This window comes from Candidatus Planktophila sp. (assembly GCF_044232745.1).
Lineage (GTDB): Bacteria > Actinomycetota > Actinomycetes > Nanopelagicales > Nanopelagicaceae > Planktophila.
Genome location: NZ_JBIILI010000009.1, coordinates 1 through 18,534 on the forward strand (window position 1 = coordinate 1; position 18,534 = coordinate 18,534).

19 protein-coding genes are annotated in these 18,534 nt (G+C 44.7%); 8 read left to right on the plus strand and 11 right to left on the minus strand.

Annotated elements, in window-relative coordinates; translation table 11 throughout:
* Together AC9UGD_RS05510 and AC9UGD_RS05515 are read left to right on the plus strand one after the other, a co-directional pair.
* Positions 1-305 (plus strand): alpha/beta fold hydrolase (locus AC9UGD_RS05510; protein ID WP_509570664.1); only part of this gene is annotated, 305 nt, incomplete at its 5' end.
* 130 nt (positions 306-435) lie between these two features.
* Complete coding sequence (locus AC9UGD_RS05515; RefSeq protein ID WP_509570666.1) at positions 436-945, plus strand: hypothetical protein; 510 nt, start codon at positions 436-438, stop codon at positions 943-945.
* A 7-nt stretch (positions 946-952) separates the two neighbouring features.
* Here the strand turns inward: AC9UGD_RS05515 and AC9UGD_RS05520 are convergent, their stop codons facing one another.
* Positions 953-2,371, minus strand: coding sequence for an NAD-dependent succinate-semialdehyde dehydrogenase (locus AC9UGD_RS05520; RefSeq protein WP_509570669.1), 1,419 nt, complete (start codon positions 2,369-2,371; stop codon positions 953-955).
* A gap of 103 nt (positions 2,372-2,474) precedes the next feature.
* Here AC9UGD_RS05520 and AC9UGD_RS05525 point away from each other — a divergent pair, with 103 nt between their 5' ends.
* Positions 2,475-4,802: an amino acid permease gene (locus tag AC9UGD_RS05525; protein ID WP_509570671.1), complete on the plus strand. Its 2,328-nt coding sequence runs from the start codon at positions 2,475-2,477 to the stop codon at positions 4,800-4,802.
* Here the strand turns inward: AC9UGD_RS05525 and tadA are convergent.
* Both tadA and AC9UGD_RS05535 read right to left on the minus strand, forming a co-directional pair.
* Complete coding sequence (gene tadA / locus AC9UGD_RS05530; RefSeq protein WP_509570674.1) at positions 4,774-5,232, minus strand: tRNA adenosine(34) deaminase TadA; 459 nt, start codon at positions 5,230-5,232, stop codon at positions 4,774-4,776. The two genes, AC9UGD_RS05525 and tadA, sit on opposite strands and share 29 nt — an antisense overlap.
* On the minus strand, positions 5,229-5,762 hold the full coding sequence (locus AC9UGD_RS05535; RefSeq protein WP_509570677.1) for a tRNA adenosine deaminase-associated protein: 534 nt from the start codon (positions 5,760-5,762) through the stop codon (positions 5,229-5,231). Before AC9UGD_RS05535 ends, tadA begins: the two co-directional genes overlap by 4 nt.
* Positions 5,763-5,816: 54 nt before the next feature.
* Here AC9UGD_RS05535 and upp point away from each other — a divergent pair, with 54 nt between their 5' ends.
* From upp to AC9UGD_RS05550, 3 genes are read left to right on the plus strand one after another with little or no spacing between them, the layout of a single operon-like run.
* Positions 5,817-6,455, plus strand: coding sequence for a uracil phosphoribosyltransferase (gene upp, locus AC9UGD_RS05540; protein WP_509570679.1), 639 nt, complete (start codon positions 5,817-5,819; stop codon positions 6,453-6,455).
* Positions 6,456-7,832: an NAD-dependent malic enzyme gene (locus AC9UGD_RS05545; protein ID WP_509570682.1), complete on the plus strand. Its 1,377-nt coding sequence runs from the start codon at positions 6,456-6,458 to the stop codon at positions 7,830-7,832.
* The gene (locus AC9UGD_RS05550) at positions 7,829-8,434 is read left to right on the plus strand and encodes a DedA family protein (protein ID WP_509570685.1); all 606 of its coding nucleotides are present in this window, start codon (positions 7,829-7,831) and stop codon (positions 8,432-8,434) included. The genes AC9UGD_RS05545 and AC9UGD_RS05550 overlap by 4 nt, the downstream gene beginning before the upstream one ends.
* On the opposite strand, the gene AC9UGD_RS05555 is transcribed toward AC9UGD_RS05550, so the two are convergent.
* From AC9UGD_RS05555 to AC9UGD_RS05565, 3 genes are read right to left on the minus strand one after another with little or no spacing between them, the layout of a single operon-like run.
* The gene (locus AC9UGD_RS05555; RefSeq protein ID WP_509570688.1) at positions 8,382-9,323 is read right to left on the minus strand and encodes a DMT family transporter; all 942 of its coding nucleotides are present in this window, start codon (positions 9,321-9,323) and stop codon (positions 8,382-8,384) included. The genes AC9UGD_RS05550 and AC9UGD_RS05555 overlap by 53 nt on opposite strands.
* Positions 9,323-9,853 (minus strand): TIGR00645 family protein, encoded by a 531-nt coding sequence (locus AC9UGD_RS05560; protein ID WP_509570691.1) that lies wholly within the window; start codon positions 9,851-9,853, stop codon positions 9,323-9,325. The genes AC9UGD_RS05555 and AC9UGD_RS05560 overlap by 1 nt, the downstream gene beginning before the upstream one ends.
* A gap of 14 nt (positions 9,854-9,867) precedes the next feature.
* Positions 9,868-11,637, minus strand: coding sequence for an ABC-F family ATP-binding cassette domain-containing protein (locus AC9UGD_RS05565; RefSeq protein WP_509570694.1), 1,770 nt, complete (start codon positions 11,635-11,637; stop codon positions 9,868-9,870).
* Between the two features lie 24 nt (positions 11,638-11,661).
* Here AC9UGD_RS05565 and AC9UGD_RS05570 point away from each other — a divergent pair, with 24 nt between their 5' ends.
* Both AC9UGD_RS05570 and AC9UGD_RS05575 read left to right on the plus strand, forming a co-directional pair.
* Positions 11,662-12,936, plus strand: coding sequence for a kynureninase (locus AC9UGD_RS05570; RefSeq protein WP_509570696.1), 1,275 nt, complete (start codon positions 11,662-11,664; stop codon positions 12,934-12,936).
* Entirely contained in the window at positions 12,933-13,727 is a 795-nt protein-coding gene (locus tag AC9UGD_RS05575; protein ID WP_509570699.1) for a tryptophan 2,3-dioxygenase, read from the plus strand. Before AC9UGD_RS05570 ends, AC9UGD_RS05575 begins: the two co-directional genes overlap by 4 nt.
* Here the strand turns inward: AC9UGD_RS05575 and AC9UGD_RS05580 are convergent, their stop codons facing one another.
* From AC9UGD_RS05580 to AC9UGD_RS05600, 5 genes are all read right to left on the minus strand, one after another.
* On the minus strand, positions 13,728-14,048 hold the full coding sequence (locus tag AC9UGD_RS05580) for a PGPGW domain-containing protein (RefSeq protein WP_509570701.1): 321 nt from the start codon (positions 14,046-14,048) through the stop codon (positions 13,728-13,730). It lies immediately after the preceding gene.
* Between the two features lie 89 nt (positions 14,049-14,137).
* Positions 14,138-14,893 carry a sulfite exporter TauE/SafE family protein gene (locus tag AC9UGD_RS05585; protein ID WP_509570704.1) on the minus strand — a complete coding sequence of 252 codons (756 nt, stop codon included), beginning with the start codon at positions 14,891-14,893 and terminating at the stop codon, positions 14,138-14,140.
* Positions 14,890-16,713: an adenylyl-sulfate kinase gene (cysC, locus tag AC9UGD_RS05590; RefSeq protein WP_509570707.1), complete on the minus strand. Its 1,824-nt coding sequence runs from the start codon at positions 16,711-16,713 to the stop codon at positions 14,890-14,892. Before cysC ends, AC9UGD_RS05585 begins: the two co-directional genes overlap by 4 nt.
* Positions 16,713-17,618: a sulfate adenylyltransferase subunit CysD gene (cysD, locus tag AC9UGD_RS05595; protein WP_509570710.1), complete on the minus strand. Its 906-nt coding sequence runs from the start codon at positions 17,616-17,618 to the stop codon at positions 16,713-16,715. Before cysD ends, cysC begins: the two co-directional genes overlap by 1 nt.
* Positions 17,615-18,517 (minus strand): sulfotransferase domain-containing protein, encoded by a 903-nt coding sequence (locus AC9UGD_RS05600; protein WP_509570712.1) that lies wholly within the window; start codon positions 18,515-18,517, stop codon positions 17,615-17,617. The genes cysD and AC9UGD_RS05600 overlap by 4 nt, the downstream gene beginning before the upstream one ends.
* Between the last annotated feature and the right edge of the window lie 17 nt (positions 18,518-18,534).

The window sequence follows — 18,534 nt, forward strand, 5'->3', positions numbered from 1 at the left end:
GGGAATTTTCGAAGGACTTGAGTTTTTCAATGCGTGATGCGTTAAGAGATGGTGCTATTGGATATGCCGAAGATGAATACGCATTTCTTAGCAATTGGGGCTTTGAAACTAAAGAGATCCAAGTTCCGGTCGGTATTTGGCAGGGCCTCGATGATATGAGTGTGTCTCCTCATATGGCCAAGTGGCTCAATGCAAATATTGCGAACCCAACACTGAGGCTGTTAGAAGGGCAACATCATGGCAGCATCATGGTTGAAACCCGTGATGAAATTCTAAAGGCAGCCATTGGCGCTTTAGCTCTCTAAACAACAACTACTTCTATCGACCGAACTGCTCTAGTTTCGACTCCCTACATGAGCGCTGACGGGCGACTTTTTCAGGTTTAGAACTAAGAAAATTACTCTGAGTAATTCGAATTTTTTATATAGTGCCAATATGGGAAGCAAGACTTTTTATGAAGAACTTCTCACTCTTGGGCAGCACCTACATGAGCGGGAGCGTTTGGCTTTATATAAATTTCTGACAAAAAATAAGGAGAATACTTATAAGTCGGATGCGATTGAACTATTACATTCCAAAGAATTAAAGAGCTCAATTGCCAATGGTGAGATCCTTTATGTGTTAAAAAATAACGTCGTTAGTTATTCTGTGCGAAAAAATGGGTCTTCTGTATTCGAAGAAAATGTGCGCCAAGTAAAACTACATGATTTTTCACGATTGCAAATCAAGAAACTTAACAAGTTTTTTGCGCAAACTGAGGTAGAGGTAATTTGGAACTACCCTCTTGAGGGAAGAAATTTCCAAGAAGAAGGTAGCTACTGTATTCATTCTTACCCGTACTTTGACCTGAGATATTTCTCGAATGGCGGAAGTCGACTCGTTGGTCTTGTGAATAAGATGAAAACTAATGACAAGGAAATACTTACAAAACTACGTGCCTTGTAGCAATCCTTTAGATCTCGACACCGATGTACTTGGTCTGTAAGAACTCGTGAATTCCATCGAAGCCACCTTCGCGGCCTAATCCTGATTGCTTCACACCGCCAAATGGTGCTGCTGGATCTGAGATGACACCTTTATTGATCGCAACCATTCCAGATTCCATCGCCTCTGCTGTGCGCAATGCGCGCGTGAGGTTAGAAGAGAAGACATAACTAATGAGACCGAATTCGGTGTCATTAGCCATTTCGATTCCTTCTTCATCTGTGTCAAAGATGACGATTGGTGCAACTGGTCCAAAGATTTCATGAAGCAAAATTGGATTGTCTTTTTCAACGATCAATACTGTTGCTGGGTAGAAAGCGCCTTCGCCTGCTGGCTTAACTCCACCAACTTCAACCTTTGCGCCAGCTGCAATTGATTCATCCACTATGTCAGCAATCTTGTTGCGCTCTTTCAGTGAAACATAAGCGCCAAGGGTTGTTGTTGCATCGGTTCCGCGACCCATTACATAACTGCTCATGGACTTCGTCATCTCTGCAATGAATTTATCTGCAATCCCGCGTTGGACAAAGACTCGGTTTGCAGATGTACATGCAGCGCCACCGTTGCGCATTTTTGCCAGAGAAAGTTGCGGGATAGTGACCGCTAAATCTGCATCATCATGGATAACAACTTGAGCGTTTCCGCCAAGTTCCATAGAGCAGCGAATAACGCGGTCTGCGGCTTCTTTTAGAAGTACGCGACCAACTTCGGTTGAACCTGTGAATGAAAGATTCTTAACACGTGGATCATGCAGCATCTTTGAAATTGCAGGACCTGTTTTCTCTGGCAAGACTAAATTGAGAACACCCTTTGGCAATCCTGCGCGTTCCATCAAATCAACGATGTACATAGCGGTCAGTGGGGTTTCACTTGCTGGCTTTAAAATCATTGTGCAACCTGCAGCAACTGCTGGGCCAATCTTGCGGGTGGCCATACCTGCTGGAAAGTTCCAAGGCGTAATAAGAATAGAAAGACCGATTGGTTCGTGGGTTACCAGTATGCGTTTGTCTCCTGATGGAGATTTACGAAAATCACCAGGTGTACGAACTGCTTCTTCTGCAAACCAACGGAAAAATTCTGCGGCATAAGCAGCTTCTCCCCGAGCATCTGGCATCGCTTTTCCGTTTTCGCGAGAAATCAATGTTGCGATCGCTTCAATTTCTGCGGTCATTAATTCAAAAGCTTTACGCAAAATTTCTGAGCGGTATCGTGGAGCGGTCTTTGCCCACGCTTTTGCTGCGGCGTCGGCAGCTGCAATTGCGGCATCGCAGTGTGCATCTCCGGCAATGGCAACTTCGGCAATTACCGATCCGTCGCTTGGGTCATTGACAGGAATCTTTCCAATTCCATCAACCCATTGGCCGTCGATATATAACTGCGTATGCATAGCCTGAAGCATACGCTTTACGCTTAAAACAGTGAAGACGGAGGGCTTTCAGGTAGAGTGATGCTTATTAAATTGCAGTAAATGCAATAAAAAAGGAGTTTTAGTGCCTAAGTCGTGGACCGATGATGCGCCAGTCCCAGAAGTTTTAAAGGATCACGCACACCTTAAAGACTCTTTTTTCTACACAATTAAACGTCGCTTGTTGGGAAATCCTCTCAATCGCCACTCATTAGGTCACCAACGCCTCAACAAACGGTACGCCTTAGGAATTCTTTCATCTGACTGTATTTCATCATCGGCATATGGTTCTGAACAGATTTTGATTGCTTTGCTTCCGGCATTCGGATTAGCAGCTTTTGCAATCTTGATGCCAATGACTGCAATTGTCTTAGCGATTCTTTTGATTATTACTCTGTCTTACCGAGACGTTATTAATGTCTATACCAAAGTTGGTGGGGCATACATTGTTTCGCGAGATAACTTCGGACCAGTAGTTGCACAAATTGCCGCAGTTGCTTTAATGCTTGATTACATCGTGACAGTTGCAATTCAATCAGCAGCTGGTGTTGCAGCAATTATTTCAACTTTTCCTGCTCTTCATGATTACAAGATCCCAATGATTTTAGTTGTGATTGTCTTACTGACATACGGAAACCTGCGCGGCGTAAAAGAGGCTGGTAAAGCTTTCGCGCTTCCTACTTATTTCTTCGTTGGCTGCATGTTTATTGTTTTCTCGGTTGGTCTATATCGACAGTTCAACGGGACATTGGTTCAACTGAGTGTTGAGCAACCTGGCGCAATAGAGATAGGTCAAGAACAAGGTCTTCTGACTTTTGCGGCAATCTTTATCTTGCTTCGCGCATTTGCTAATGGTGGTTCATCTCTGACTGGACTAGAGGCAATCTCTGATGGTGTTGCTCTTTTCAAGACACCAGAACATGTAAACGCCCGTCGCACCCTGTACATCATGAGCACATTGCTTGGAACATTAGTTCTCGGTGTCTCTTGGTTCGCTCACAAAATTCATGCTGTTCCGTACGAGTCCGGCACCCCAACGGTTATTTCTCAGATCGCTAAGACAATTATGGGTGATGGTGTTATTGGCCAGACTATGTTCGTAATGGTTCAGCTAGCCACAATGCTTATTTTGTTTGCTGGCGCTAATACGACCTACAGCGCCTTTCCGATCTTGGTTAATTTCGTTGCAGCAGATGGTTATTTGCCACGTCAATTAACTAAGCGTGGGCACCGCTTAGCTTTTTCTAACGGTATCTTGCTTCTGGCCGGTGGCGGAATCTTCTTGGTCCTCATTACTGCAGGTTCGGTAGAACACCTGGTTGCTTTCTACGCCCTCGGCGTCTTTACCGGCTTTACCTTGGCAGGTTTTGGAATGACCCGTCATGCTCTTCGTAATAAAACAGGTCAATGGCGCGCCAAGGTCGTAATCAATGGACTAGCAGGAACTATTTCTTTCATTGTTGTAATTATTTTTTCAGTAGTTAAGTTCACACAAGGCGCATGGTTAGTACTTATAACCGCACCAATTTTGGTTATCGCATTCTTGCGCTTGCGTCGCCAATATACTCGCGAACAAGAAGCCTTGGTCGTAAAACAACATCAAGAACGTGCGACTTCGATTGCACGGCATGACGTCACTGTTCTGGTTGATAACGTTGATATTGCAACAGTTGGCGCAATTCGATATGCACGCAGCTTAAAGCCACGCAACCTATCTGCTGTTCACTTTGTAATTGATGATCGTCGTGCTGAAGAGATTCAAAAAGCATGGGCAGCATCTGACGCACTTGACGATGTAACTCTTGAATTAATTGACTGCCCTGATCGCCGTCTCGCAAACGCTGCATTGGATTATTCAATTCGTATGACTGAAAAGCCCGATGTCGAATTAACTTTGTTACTTCCACGCCGTGCTTACTCTGGATTCTTGGGTCGTTTGCTTCATGACCAAACCGCAGAAGAAATTGCAGCACCTATTTCGCAATTGCCACGAGTCGTTGCAACAATTGTTCCGTTTGATATTGATCGCATAACATCTGGAAGGAATTTACTAACCGTGGCAAAAGTTGCACCGGCTGTTATTCCGCCAAAACCTGTTAAAAAAGAGGTTCCAGTTAACATTGAGCCGGTCAGTCACTACGCTGAAAATGTGACGCCTATCGGGAATATTGAATGGCGCAAGCGCGCACAAGTACAAGGCCGTGTGACATCAATTAAAACCGCACCTCGTGGATCAGCCCCAACCCTTGAAGTTGAGATTTGGGATGAATCAGGTGGTGTTTCACTGCACTTCTTGGGTCGTCGTGAAATTGCAGGTCTTGAAATTGGTTCTCAGCTGCGAGCAGAAGGCATGGTTGGTGAAGAAGAAGGATCTATGGTGATTCTTAATCCTTCTTACGAACTTCTTGTATAAAAGACTTAATCAATTCACCACATTCTTCAGCTAAAACACCTGCGCGAACTTCAGTTCTAAAGGTGCTTCGTGGATCTCGAAGCAAGTCCCACACCGAACCAACTGCGCCAGCTTTTTCATCCCAGGCTCCAAAGACAATTGTTTGCAATCGTGATTGCGCAATAGCACCCGCGCACATTGCACATGGTTCCAGGGTCACAACCAAGGTGTGATCTGTTAAATGCCAATCTCCTAGTTTTTCTGCAGCGTTGCGGATAGCAACAATTTCGGCATGTGCAGTTGGATCATTGTGTAGTTCGCGTTCATTGTGACCAGTAGCAACTAGCTCACCAGCTGTATTAAATATTGCAGCACCAACTGGAATATCCTGGCTGGCAACTGCCTTGCGTGCTGCTTCAATTGCAACTCGCATCATTTCAATATCGTTCACAGATCCAATAGCTCCGTGAACTGATCGCCGAAACCTAAACGCGCTGCAATCGCTTCAAGTTGTTCATCTGGAAATAATTCTTCATCATCACACAAAGCAGAAATTTCCATCCCGTTCATTCCTAAATCAGCCAAGATTTCTAGGTGCCCTACTGGGCCAGATTCTTCATCATCTTCAGGAATTGGAAGATCAGCGATCTCCATCAACTCTTCTGCAACTGGATAATCAAGTGCTGCAGTTGCATCACTTAAGAATAATGAAATGTGTGAACCTAAGACTCGAATCAAAATAAAGAACTCTTCGTCAATTGAAATTAGTGCGATCGAGCCACCATTTGTTTGTTGTGATTTCAGGCGAGTGATTATTTGTGCAATGTCATAAGGGTCAGGCAGTGTGCCCAAAGTCCAGCGACCGTCTTCGTGCCAAGCTGCGACCGCAAAATCCATTTCACTTGTGAGGTCGGTTACTACATCGTCGATTGCGTCGAAGGATTCAATCTCCTCAACCAGCTCTTCTTCGAAATCTGACATGTGCGCATACTTTCACTCATTGGAAAGGAATGAAACCCCTGTAAGGTAATACCTATGAAAGTACATGTCGCCAATCACCCATTGATCAACCACAAATTGACGGTTTTACGCGATGAACGGACCGATTCGCCAACATTTAGACGCTTGGTCGAAGAGCTAGTAACCCTCTTGGCGTACGAGGCAACCCGTGATGTACGAACTCACGAAGTAGAAATTACAACCCCGGTCACAAAGACAAAGGGCCAAAAATTAGCTGAACCTCGTCCAGTAGTTGTACCAATTTTGCGTGCAGGTCTGGGAATGCTCGAAGGTATGAGCAAATTAATTCCAACCGCCGAAGTTGGATTCTTAGGAATGGTTCGTGACGAAAAAACTTTAGCGGCAAGTACCTATGCAAACCGTCTGCCGGACGATTTGTCAGGACGTCAGGTTTTTGTTTTAGATCCGATGCTTGCCACTGGCGGAACTTTGATTATGGCATTTCATTATTTGATAGATCTAGGTGCAACAGATATCACCGCTGTGTGCATCTTGGCTGCCCCTGAAGGAATTGCGGCAGTGGAAAAAGAGTTTGCAAACAGTCGTGTACCAATCACTCTTGTAACTGGTGCACTAGATGAAAAGTTAAATGAACATGGCTACATTGTCCCTGGCTTAGGTGATGCTGGCGATCGCTTGTACGGTGTTGTGTAAATGGCATCAACATCACCTGGATACGGAATCACAATCCGTGTCGAAGGTTCACCAGATGCAAATCCGGTAGCACTAGCAACAACAGTTATTACTGGTGCTGGTGCAACAATTACCGCGCTAGACGTTGTGGAATCTCTGCTTGATAAAGTTGTCATCGACATAACCTGTGACACAATCGATGCCGAACATGCAGAGCAAATTACTGCAGCGATATCAAAAAACCCAGAATTAACTGTTCGCAAAGTAAGTGATCGAACATTCCTTTTGCACCTTGGTGGAAAAATTGAAATTGCCTCAAAGGTGCCGCTAAAGACCCGCGATGATTTGTCTCGTGCTTACACACCTGGCGTGGCTCGCATTTGCCAAGCAATCGTGGCTGACCCATCTGATGCTCGCCGCCTTACTATTAAGCGCAATACAGTCGCTGTAGTGACCGATGGTTCAGCTGTTTTGGGCCTTGGAAACATCGGTCCGGCTGCTGCTTTGCCTGTGATGGAAGGCAAGGCTGCACTATTCAAGCGTTTTGCCGATGTCGATGCTTGGCCAGTTTGTTTAGATACGCAGGATGTTGATGAAATTGTGCGCACCGTGCAATTGATCGCACCTGTTTACGGTGGAATTAACTTAGAAGATATCTCAGCGCCTCGTTGCTTTGAAGTAGAGGCTCGTCTGCGCGAACTATTGGATATTCCAGTTTTCCACGATGATCAACATGGAACCGCCATTGTGGTTCTTGCTGCGCTTCGTAATGCCCTTAAATTAGTTAAAAAGGATTTAAAGTCGGTCAAAATCGTTCTTAGTGGTGTTGGCGCTGCGGGCAACGCAATTGCACGTTTGCTAACACTAAACGGCGCAGGCAATATCATCGGGTTTAATCATCACGGTGTGATCCACAACGATATGAAGTCTGATGATTCGATGCAGCAATGGTTTATTAACAACAGTAATCCAACTAATTTTACAGGCAAGATCTCTGAGGCAATGGTTGGCGCAGATGTATTCATCGGTGTTAGCGCACCGAATGTCTTAACTGAATCCGATGTTGCTTCTATGGCCAAGGGTTCGATTGTTTTTGCCCTTGCTAATCCAGATCCTGAAATTGATCCAGCAATTGCGCGTAAGTACGCAGCTGTTGTTGCAACAGGTCGCAGTGATCAGCCAAATCAAATTAACAATGTTCTGGCATTCCCAGGAATCTTCCGTGGGTTACTAGATGCAAATGCTCACAAAATTTCTGACCAGATGCTGGTTGCTGCAGCCGAAGCGATTGCAGATTGTGTTTCACCCGATCAACTCAACACATCATTTATTGTGCCAAGTGTTTTTGATCCCAACGTTGTAAAAGCTGTAGCTGCGGCGGTTAAGAAGTCAGTGTGATCGAACTAGCTGCATCCTTTGATGAACAATTTGCATCAATAGCACCCTTTGTTCTCTATTTACTTATTGGGACGATCGTCTTTGTCGAAACAGGCATTCTGTTTGGGTTTTTCTTGCCTGGCGACTCAATACTTTTTAGCGCTGGCTTAGTTGCAGCAGCTCATGGCGAAGTAAATATTGTCATTCTTGTGACCGTAATCTTTATTGCTGCATTTTTAGGTGATCAAATTGGTTTTGTACTCGGCCGCTTAGTTGGGCGCCCCTATCTTGAAAAGCATAAATCTCCGCGTATGCAAAAGATGATCGCTAGATCAGAGCGTTTTTATGAGCAAACTGGGTGGTGGGCTGTGGTTGCTGCGCGCTTCTTCCCGTGGATTCGCACTTTTGTGCCACCCATAGCTGGTGCCTCAAAAATGAATTACTACAAATTTTTATCCGCAAACGCATTAGGTGCATTGCTATGGGGTGTCGGAATTACTTTGGCTGGATATTACGCAGCAACATTGCCATGGGTTAAGACTTGGTCCTATGCCATTGCAGCTTTCTTTATTACTGCCTCTTTGGTCTCTGCACTCGTAAATTACTTACGCCACCGGCGATAACACCGATATACGTCATAGCAAGGCCAGTTATTAAATAAGCGCTAACGCTGACCCCATCTGTTGGCGAAACTAAATCAATAATTAAGGATCCGGCTAACTGCCCACCAACACTAAACAAGGTAAATGTTAAGACGCCTAGATGTTGAACAATTGTTGATGTGAAGGCGATGTATATGACGCCAATTACTCCACCTGTGTAAATCCACCAAGGTCCAGCTGGCAATGGTGATAACTCATTCTTTCCAAGTGCAACGCCGATCAGAATCAGAATCACCAAAAATGTAGTACCGGTGATGAAGTTCAGCAGAGATGTCGTAAAACTCTGATGTGAGTGCTCGTTGATTTGGCCATTTAATGCCCGCTGCACACCGACTACAGCACCTGCAATGCACCCCGCAGTCACTGCGAGCATTGAAAGATTATTCGCATCAATACGATCCCAAACGGATACAAGTACTGCAAAAACGGTCAGCATGGCTGCGATCACGCGACGTGGTGTGATTAGTTTTTTCCCACCACCAGTAAGACCGATTCGATCAACAACCAATGACATTGCAGTTTGGCCAGCAATAGATGCCACTGAATAAATGGCAACGCCAATCAGCGGCACGATCTGTGTTTGGATAGCGACAAAACTGCCACCGAGCGCGCCGGCGAACAACTTCCATCGTGCAATCTCTTTATTGGCAACCGCGGTCTGTAAGTTTTTAATGCCCTCTTTAATGTGAGGGCTAAATGGTGTGATCACAAGAATGATCAGTAACCCTGAACTAAATGACACTAGCGCTGCTTGTAATCCGTTATCTAATCGAAGCGAAAGTTCTCCGTTTGCGCGCGCTTGCAGCGCGATCATCGCCCCAGATAAAGCTGCTAATAAATCTAAGCGCATTACTTGTGAGTGCCGTGGAACTCGCGCTTATCTGCGATCCAATCCATTAGTGCGAATAAAACTCCAGAAAGCACAAAAGTAAGGTGAATGACTACTCGCCAGATTGTGCCTTCGCCCACTTCAGCTTCACCAGAAAGTTCGATGAAATCCTTAAGCAATTCAATTACCGAAATTGCTACTAATGAACCTATTAACTTGATTTTCAAACCGCTGAAATCAATAGTTCCCATCCAGTGTGGGCGATCCTTTGATTCTGTTGCAACATCAATGCGAGAAACAAAGTTTTCGTATCCTGCAAATATCACCATTAAAATTAGATTTGCGAGCAGCGTTAAATCCAACAAGGCCAAGAGTTCTAGCGTAAAGCTTTGCGGAGTTGCATCACCGATGTGTATCGCTATGTGATAGAACTCGATTAGAAAGCGGTAGGTAAGAAGAATTAATGCCCCGACCAATCCCAAATACAGTGGCGCAAGAAGGAAACGGGCGCGGAAAAGAATGGATTCAATTGCATTGGAAATTTGGCTCATGTGCAGATTTTATCTCAACCCTCTAATGAAAGCGTGACTTGCAGCCATTCCTCTTCAAGTTTCGTCGCTTCCGCGCTCAGAACCAATAACTCGGAAGCGATTGCAACTAGGCGATCGGCATCAAAGGCTGCGGTCTCTTGCTCAGCAGTTAAAGCTGCAATTGCCGCTGCGCATTTTTCCATCTGGCGTTCAAGGCGTGTTAAGTCTTTCTTTAGTTGACGTTGTTCTGCGGCATTAGAGGTTTTCTTTTCCTTGACCACCGTGGCAACAGAATTCAAAGCAACTGCGCGCTGTTCCAGGTACTCATCGACCCCGCGCGGCAAATCACGGACCTTTTTGTCGCCCAATAAACCAACAAAGCGATCACATACGCGTTCTAAGAAGTATCGATCGTGCGAGATAACAATGAGCGTCCCACCATAACTATCTAACAAATCTTCTAACTCGGTCAATGTTTCAATATCAAAATCATTTGTTGGCTCATCAAGTAGTAAAACGTTAGGGCTATCCATCAGTAAGCGAGTTAGCTGCAAACGACGCTTTTCACCCCCTGATAAATCACCAACAGGGGTCCACTGAGATTCTCGATCAAAGCCCAATCGCTCGCATAGTTGCGAAGCAGAAAGTTCGCGCCCGCCACCTAGTTCAACACGATTAGCAATCTTTTCAACCGCCTCTAGAACCCGCCAGGTTGGATCTAACTCATCTAAGTGCTGAGTCAAGAAAGCAGCTTTAACAGTTACACCAGTTACTAATTTTCCGGCAGTTGGTTGAATTTCACCAGTTAAGGTGCGCATTAAAGTTGTTTTGCCCGCGCCGTTTACGCCCACGATTCCAATTCGATCACCTGGACCGACATTCCAATATAGGTCGTCAATTAATTCGTTATCACCGAGTTTTACCTGAACATGATGTGCTTCGTACACAGTCTTACCTAAACGATTCAGTGCAAACTTTAAAAGTTCGCCTTGATCACGCGGGGCTGGTTCATCTGCAATCAAAACATTCGCAGCATCAATTCTAAACTTTGGCTTAGATGTTCTGGCCGGTGCACCGCGGCGAAGCCAGGCAAGCTCTTTCTTAATTAACATGTTTCGGCGTTGATCCATGACAGATGCTTGACGAGATCGCTCTGCTTTAGATAAAACGAATGCGCTATATCCACCGTCGTACTCTTCAACTTTGCCTTCAACAACTTCCCAGGTGCGCTCTGTAACCGCATCCAAAAACCAACGATCGTGCGTCACGACAACAACTGCTAAACCGCGGCGATTATTAATGTAGGTGGCAAGCCAGGCAACGCCTTCAACATCTAGGTGGTTTGTTGGTTCATCCAACAAAATTAAGTCAAGTTCGTTGATTAGTAGTTTTGCTAAACCAACTCGTCTGCGTTCTCCTCCAGATAACTGCCCAAACTTGCGATCAAAGATGTGATCATCAAAGCTTCCGAACAATCCAGTAAACACTTCGCGGATGTTTGGGTCACTTGCCCACTCGTGTTTTTCGGTATCGCCTAAAACAACTTCGCCAACCGTACTTTCAGGATTAGCTAAATCAACTTGCGATAGCAAACCGATCTTTGCTGAATTAGATTTTGTAACGCGCCCCGAATCAGGTGGTTCGATTCCGGCCATAACTTTCATTAATGTACTTTTACCCGAACCATTTCGACCAACAATTCCAATGCGATCGCCTTCGGATACGCCAAGTGAGACGCCTACCAAGAGCTCTTTGATATCAAAGGCTTTAGAGACATCTTCGATGTTAACAACATTGCGCGCCACGGTAGGAGAGCGTACCTTTCCCTTATGAAGGTAACTGACCGCGAATACGCGCTAGAGCTTGATAAAAATGATCCATTGGCTCATTTCAAATCGCAATTTGTGATTTCAGACCCAACCATGTGTTATTTGGACGGTAATTCTTTGGGCCGCTTACCAAAAGCAACAGTTACGGCGATTAATGATTTCATGACCAAGGAATGGGGCCCTGAAGTTGTTACTGGCTGGAGCCACTGGGTTGATGAGGCTCAGCCAACTGGCGATTTATTGGGTGAAGCCGCACTTGGTGCAGCAGCGGGTCAGGTGTTGGTCTGTGACACGACATCAGTTAATTTCTATCAACTATGTCTTGCGGCAATTCATGCGCGGTCTGGCCGCAAAACAATAATTACCGATGCTGCAAATTTTCCGACTGATCGATACATCCTTGACGGGATTGCACAGCAATTTGGCTTGAACCTTGTCATGATCAACAATGAAGATCCTGCGATTGCGCGGCACGAGAGAATCACAACCGAAGTTCTTGCGCCGTTTCTCAATGATGATGTTGCGCTAGTAACTCTGGAAGTTATTCAATATCGATCAGGTGCCCGTACAGATTTAAAATCAATCACAGATCAGGTGCGCGCAATTGGCGCTTTGGTTGTATGGGATGCCAGCCACGCAGTTGGTGCAATTGAATTAAACCTAGATGCAAATGGTGTCGACCTATGTGTGGGATGCACATACAAGTACGGCAACTCTGGACCTGGTGCACCTGCCTGGTTGTATGTTTCAAAGCGCATTCAAAGTGAGTTACAGGTTCCAATCCAAGGTTGGTTTGCCCAAGATGCGCAGTTTGAAATGGGACCAGTTTTTGAGCGTTCCCAAACAATCCGTGGTTTCCAGATTGCTAGTCCATCATTGATGGGAATTCGTTGCGTACAAACCGCTTTTTCAATGATTAAAGAAGCTGGCATCGATGCAATTGCTCATAAAGCAGCAGTTGGCACTGGGATGATGATCGAGCTATATGACGCATGGTTAGCACCACTTGGCATCGAACTCAATACTTCACGTGATGCTAAAGAACGTGGTGGGCATATTTCACTTGTTCATCCAGATGCTGCGCAAATTTGTGTTGCAATGCGCACTATTTCAAATGTAATCCCTGATTACAGAACACCTAATTCAATTCGTTTGGCAATTTCTCCGCTTCCAACCTCATATGTTGAAATCTGGGACGGGTTAGAACGTATGCGGGATTTAGTGGCATCTGGCCGCTATAAAGAGGTTAAAGAAGGTGGGTCTCGCGTTACATGAGCGAAAACTTTGATTCCGCGCTTACCTACACATCGTACTTAGCTGTAGATGAGCTTCTTAAACTGCAGCGTCCACTTTCTACGGGGCCAGAACATGATGAGATGCTCTTTATTATCATTCATCAGACATATGAATTGTGGTTCAAACAATTAATTCATGAGTTCAAGCAAGCACAAGTCGCAATGGAATCAGGTGATTCTCATTATTCGTTAGCAATCTTGGGACGCATCCGAACAATTCTCAAAGTTTGCGTAACACAGATCGACATCTTAGAAACTATGACGCCTTTGCAATTCAATGCATTTCGTTCTTATCTTTCTTCATCAAGTGGTTTTCAATCTGCCCAGTTCAGAATGGTTGAAGCGTTATTAGGTCGTCGTGATAGCAAGATGGCTGGACATTTACCCTTGGATATTCAAGAGCAGATTAAGGAAATCACGGCGCGCAATAGTGTGTGGGATTCAGCTCTTGTCTATATTTCAAAGCGTGGTCATGCAATTCCTGCAGAAATTCTGAATCGTGATAAATCTACTGCCTATGTTCCAAACACTGCTGTGCAAGAAGTATTGCTTCAAGTGCACCGCAATGATCCAGAATCTGCGATGGTGTGCGAACGTTTAGTAGATATTGACGAAGGCATGCAGGAATGGCGCTATCGCCACGTGAAAATGGTTGAAAGAACTATTGGGCACAAAGTAGGAACTGGTGGATCAAGCGGTGTTGCCTACTTAAGCAGCACCTTGTTTAATCCAACTTTTCCAGATCTTTGGGAGATCCGTTCTAGTTTCTAATTACCGACCGTGATAAATGAAAATTGCAATAATCGAAACAACTGCGCCGCCAGAAATTAAAAAATATTTAACCCATGGCTTCATACCTGTTTTTTCAGCTGCTCTAGCTGCGATGCGCTTTGTATGCATCATGACTCTGCCAGCCCATGCAAACTCAGTTGCTAAAATTCCGAGTCCCGCCAAAAGAATAAGTATTCCTGGACCTGGGCCAATTAACGCGACCGCACCGGCAACAGTTATTCCGCCACCAATAACCCCAATAATCACACGCCAGACAATGCGACCGGCTGTCGTCTTCTTAATCCACGAGCGAAAATTCATTGTATTTTCGTCACAATCATTTCTTTTGGGTAGGCCTTAATTGTAATGGCGTTATTGCATTTTGATAAACCACAATACGTGTTTCCCAACTAGGCTCGAAGAATAGCTATACCGTTGAGAATAATGATTGCAAGGGCAACGAAGATACCAAGTTGCTTTGCTGGGAGCTTTCCAACCAATCGTGCAGCAATTGGAGCAGCAATAGTTCCACCGAGAGCTAAGCCTCCGACGATCCCCCAGTTGATGTCGATTCGCCCAATCTGCGCCAGGAAGCCGATTGATGCTGCTACTGCAACAACAAACTCAGCGGCGCTAACGGTGCCTATGATTTTTCGAGGCTCCATAGATGTTGTTGAAATGAGAGTTGGAGTAACGATTGGACCCCAACCACCACCTCCAGAGGCATCAACAAATCCACCAGTAAATCCAAGATAGCTCAAAAAGCGAGGGCTCTTAATTTCTATCATATTCACTTGGCCCTCTGCTTTAAATACATTGCGATACAGCAGAAGAAAGCCAAGAAACAAAAGCAGTGTAGATATAAAGATCTTTGAACTAGAAAGATCGATGAAGGATAGAAAAGTTGCGCCTAAAAAAGCACCGATGCCACCAGGGATGGCAAGTCGCAGCAAAATCTTTTTATCAATATTTTCTGCATGCCAATGAGAAGCTCCTGATGCCAAGGTTGTTCCAATTTCGGCAAAATGGACTGCAGCAGATGCCACCGCAGCAGATGCACCTAAGGTGACAAGCAAAGTTGAGCTGGTAAGTCCAAATCCCATACCAAGTGCACCGTCTATAAGTTGAGCGGTGCTTCCTACGAAAGCAAAAATAATCCAGTTCATAGAAGAATAGTAAGGATTTTATCCACGTTATCTTGTATTGGCGCAGTGCCATCAAGCACTAAATCAGGGTGTGCTGGACGTTCATATTCTTGACCAACACCAGTGAAATTGGGAATTTCACCCGCATCAGATTTCTTAAAGAGACCCTTTGGGTCTCGCGCTCGACAAACTTCGATTGGTGTATCAACAAAGATTTCAAGGAATTCTCCCGGTTCAAACTTGCTCTTTGCTCTTTGGCGATCGACTTCGAAAGGACTAACAAGTGCTGAAATTACAATTAAGCCTGCATCGACCATCAGCTTTGCTACTTCAGATACGCGCCTGACATTTTCTGCTCGGTCTTCAGTTGTAAAGCCAAGATCCATATTTAGGCCAAGTCGTAAGTTATCCCCGTCTAATACGTATGCGTGAGCACCTTGCGCAACTAAACGCTTTTCAAGGGCGTTTGCGATTGTAGATTTTCCAGATCCAGAAAAACCAGTAAGCCAAACGACGCGAGATTTCTGATTCTTCTGTGCGCTGCGTTGGAGTTTGTTTACTTCGTAGTCTTGGTGAGTCACATTGGAAGCACGGCGCAATGCATGACGAATCATTCCTGCGCCAACCGTTTTAAGCGTTAGCCGGTCCACAAGTATGAAATTTCCAAATTCACGATCATCGGTATATGGGCGCATCACCAAAGGAATGTCTGATGCAATTTCGACATCGCCGATTTCATTCATCTTTAAGGTATCTGAAGAAATATGCTCGCCAGTGTTTACATCGATCTTGTGCCTAATTTTGGTAATAATTGCTGGTGTAGTCGAAGGTCCGCTAATCATCAGATATGAGCGACTATGGATCAAAGGATCTTCATGAAGCCAAACAAGGTGCGCTGCAAAACGATCAGCTGCAGTCAGATCATCCTTAGAGGCTGCAATGACATCACCTCGAGTTGCATCAACTTCGGGAGTGAGAACAAGTGTTACAGCAACATCGGTTTCAGCTTTTTTAATGTCGCCGTCAAAAGTTACGATGGAAGAGATTGTCGCCTGCTGATTACTTGGAAAAATCGTGACTTCTTCACCTTCTGTGAAGGTGCCACGGCGGACTGTCCCAGATACGCCACGGAAGTTTTCTGCTCGCGCAATCATTTGAATGCGCATTAGCCCACTAGTGGATAGATTTTTAGGTTTTTCCCATCCCTGAATCGCATCTTGCAAAGTTTGCCCCTTATACCAAGGCATTTTTTCGCTAGGGAATACGACGTTATCTCCGGCAAGTGCGCTCATTGGAATAATGTGAATGTCTTGTACATCCAGGCGTTCGACTGCTCGCTGAATATCTGCAGAAATAGCATCAAATACTTCTTGTTTGTAATCCATGGCATCAAGCTTGTTAATTGCAATGATTAGCCGGGAGACTCCCATGAGTGAACAGATAGTTAGGTGACGCAAAGTTTGGGTGCGCACACCTTTCATTGCATCGACTAGTACTAAACCAATATCAGCGCGCGAAGCTGCAACCACCATGTTTCGGGTGTACTGCTCGTGCCCCGGAGCATCACTAATAATTAGGCGTTTTCCATCCAGAAGTGTCATCGAGCGATACGCAACATCGATCGTGATGCCTTGTTCGCGCTCTGCTTCAAGACCATCTGTGAGCAAACTAAAATCAATATCACCGGCAGGAATTGTTGAACCTGTCCGCCTTACTTTTCGAGCCGCTCCAATAGTGTCATGTGGAACGCTATCGGTTTCAACAAGTAGGCGTCCGATCAGAGTGCTCTTGCCATCATCAACACTTCCGCAAGTGAGTAGACGGACAATTGCGCCGGCCATTAAAAGTACCCTTCAGTCTTTTTCTTTTCCATTGAATCTTCATTTTCGCCGTCGATTAAGCGTGTAGCACGTTCGCTGAGTTTGACCTGTAGAACTTCTTCAACAACTTCTTCAATAGTTGTGGCAGTTGATTCAACTGCTGCAGTAAGTGGATAACAACCAAGCGTGCGAAACCGGACCATCTTCATAAACGGTGTCTCACCATCTCGAAGTTGAAAACGATCATCATCGACCATAATCATTTGATCACCGCGCTGAACCATTGGTCGCTCTTTTGCAAAATAAAGAGGATTTACTTCAATTTTTTCCTGCAATATGTAATGCCAGATATCAGCTTCGGTCCAATCAGAAATTGGGAAAACTCTCATTGTCTGTTCTGGTGCAAGTCGAGTGTTATATGTTCGCCACAACTCTGGACGTTGCTCGCGAGGATTCCAGCGATGACCGGGGTCGCGGACACTAAAAATGCGCTCTTTCGCCCGACTCTTCTCTTCGTCACGACGAGAACCACCAATTGCTGCATCAAACCCATGCAAATCGAGGGCTTCGCGTAGGGCCACTGTTTTCATTACACGCGTGTACTCGGATGCATTGGTGTTAAAAGGATTAATGCCAGCTTGTACGCCTTCTTGATTGGTGTGAACAATCAACTGTGATTTAGTTTCGGTGACAATTCGATCTCGGAAAGAGATCATCTCCTTAAATTTCCAAGTTGTATCCACATGCAACAGCGGAAATGGAATCGGTGATGGGTAAAAAGCCTTGCGAGCAAGGTGCAATAAAACTGAGGAATCTTTACCAATTGAATACATCATCACTGGCTTTTTAAAACCAGATGCTGTTTCACGAAGAATCTCGATCGATTCGTTCTCAAGTTCTTTAAGGATTGCGGAAATTTTGCTCATAGAGTCACAGCCTTAAAGTCGTAATCCCCATAGCTCTTTGCAATTTTTACCAAGAAATCTTCTTGCGCTTTGTTTGAACGGTCTTGTTTTACTGTGGTTGGAGCAAGCGTCAGCTTGTCCCAATCTTTAAAATCTTCGAACTGAGCGAATTTTTGGATTTCGCGAACTTTTTCGGGGTTGTGTAGATCGCCAAAATCAACATCCAGAATTGGACATCCTTGCGCTTTTGCAAAGTGCAAGTAATCCGTATAAAACTTTGTGTAGTTAAAAATAAAGGTTTCAAATTCTTGCAAATCTAAATCAACAACAACCTCTGAAGTACTTGCTGTATGCCACTTTCCAGTTGCGTTAGCTTTTTTATGTGAAACAAAACGATCGAGGTGATTTCTACGAAGAAAGATAATACTTGGCTTGAATTCTGAGATGATCGACTGAAGCAGTGGATCTGATAGATGCTGTGGAAAAACTTTAATAATGTGAATTCCTGGGAGACTACTAATCGCTGACATAGTGCGATGGGCATCTAAGGAAGTTGTTTCAAACTTGTAATACTTCCAAGACTTGCGCTGCTGTCGCAAATTTATTGAATAGCGAAGAGAGAAAAATGGATAGAAGTGATTGATTCGCTCAATTAGTGATTGCCATGCATTGAATATGAAGAATTCGCCGTAATATCTAAATCCAACTTCCTCATTCGAGAGTAAACTTCCAATCGCATGAGTTCCAGAACGTGGAAAAGAAATGACAAAGACAATCTTAGATTTAGCCGGCTGGGACTTATGAATATAGCGATTGTAGAAATACAAAGGGAGAGCCTTGAAATTTAAAAGAGCCTTCTTAAGAGTGATAACAAGGTCGGATTTAGCGGGTTTTTTGGTACTTGCGCGCTCGGCGGACATTTTCGAATCTTATCAGT

What these genes read in the sequence shown, in the direction of transcription:
- AC9UGD_RS05560 (WP_509570691.1), bottom strand. Translation starts at nt 9,853, where the DNA reads ATGAGCCAAATTTCCAATGCAATTGAATCCATTCTTTTCCGCGCCCGT.
- AC9UGD_RS05585 (WP_509570704.1), bottom strand. Translation starts at nt 14,893, where the DNA reads ATGAACTGGATTATTTTTGCTTTCGTAGGAAGCACCGCTCAACTTATA.
- AC9UGD_RS05535 (WP_509570677.1), bottom strand. Translation starts at nt 5,762, where the DNA reads ATGTCAGATTTCGAAGAAGAGCTGGTTGAGGAGATTGAATCCTTCGAC.
- AC9UGD_RS05520 (WP_509570669.1), bottom strand. Translation starts at nt 2,371, where the DNA reads ATGCATACGCAGTTATATATCGACGGCCAATGGGTTGATGGAATTGGA.
- cysD (WP_509570710.1), bottom strand. Translation starts at nt 17,618, where the DNA reads ATGAGCAAAATTTCCGCAATCCTTAAAGAACTTGAGAACGAATCGATC.
- AC9UGD_RS05580 (WP_509570701.1), bottom strand. Translation starts at nt 14,048, where the DNA reads ATGAATTTTCGCTCGTGGATTAAGAAGACGACAGCCGGTCGCATTGTC.
- AC9UGD_RS05600 (WP_509570712.1), bottom strand. Translation starts at nt 18,517, where the DNA reads ATGTCCGCCGAGCGCGCAAGTACCAAAAAACCCGCTAAATCCGACCTT.
- AC9UGD_RS05570 (WP_509570696.1), top strand. Translation starts at nt 11,662, where the DNA reads ATGAAGGTAACTGACCGCGAATACGCGCTAGAGCTTGATAAAAATGAT.
- AC9UGD_RS05545 (WP_509570682.1), top strand. Translation starts at nt 6,456, where the DNA reads ATGGCATCAACATCACCTGGATACGGAATCACAATCCGTGTCGAAGGT.
- AC9UGD_RS05555 (WP_509570688.1), bottom strand. Translation starts at nt 9,323, where the DNA reads ATGCGCTTAGATTTATTAGCAGCTTTATCTGGGGCGATGATCGCGCTG.
- AC9UGD_RS05515 (WP_509570666.1), top strand. Translation starts at nt 436, where the DNA reads ATGGGAAGCAAGACTTTTTATGAAGAACTTCTCACTCTTGGGCAGCAC.
- cysC (WP_509570707.1), bottom strand. Translation starts at nt 16,713, where the DNA reads ATGGCCGGCGCAATTGTCCGTCTACTCACTTGCGGAAGTGTTGATGAT.
- upp (WP_509570679.1), top strand. Translation starts at nt 5,817, where the DNA reads ATGAAAGTACATGTCGCCAATCACCCATTGATCAACCACAAATTGACG.
- AC9UGD_RS05575 (WP_509570699.1), top strand. Translation starts at nt 12,933, where the DNA reads ATGAGCGAAAACTTTGATTCCGCGCTTACCTACACATCGTACTTAGCT.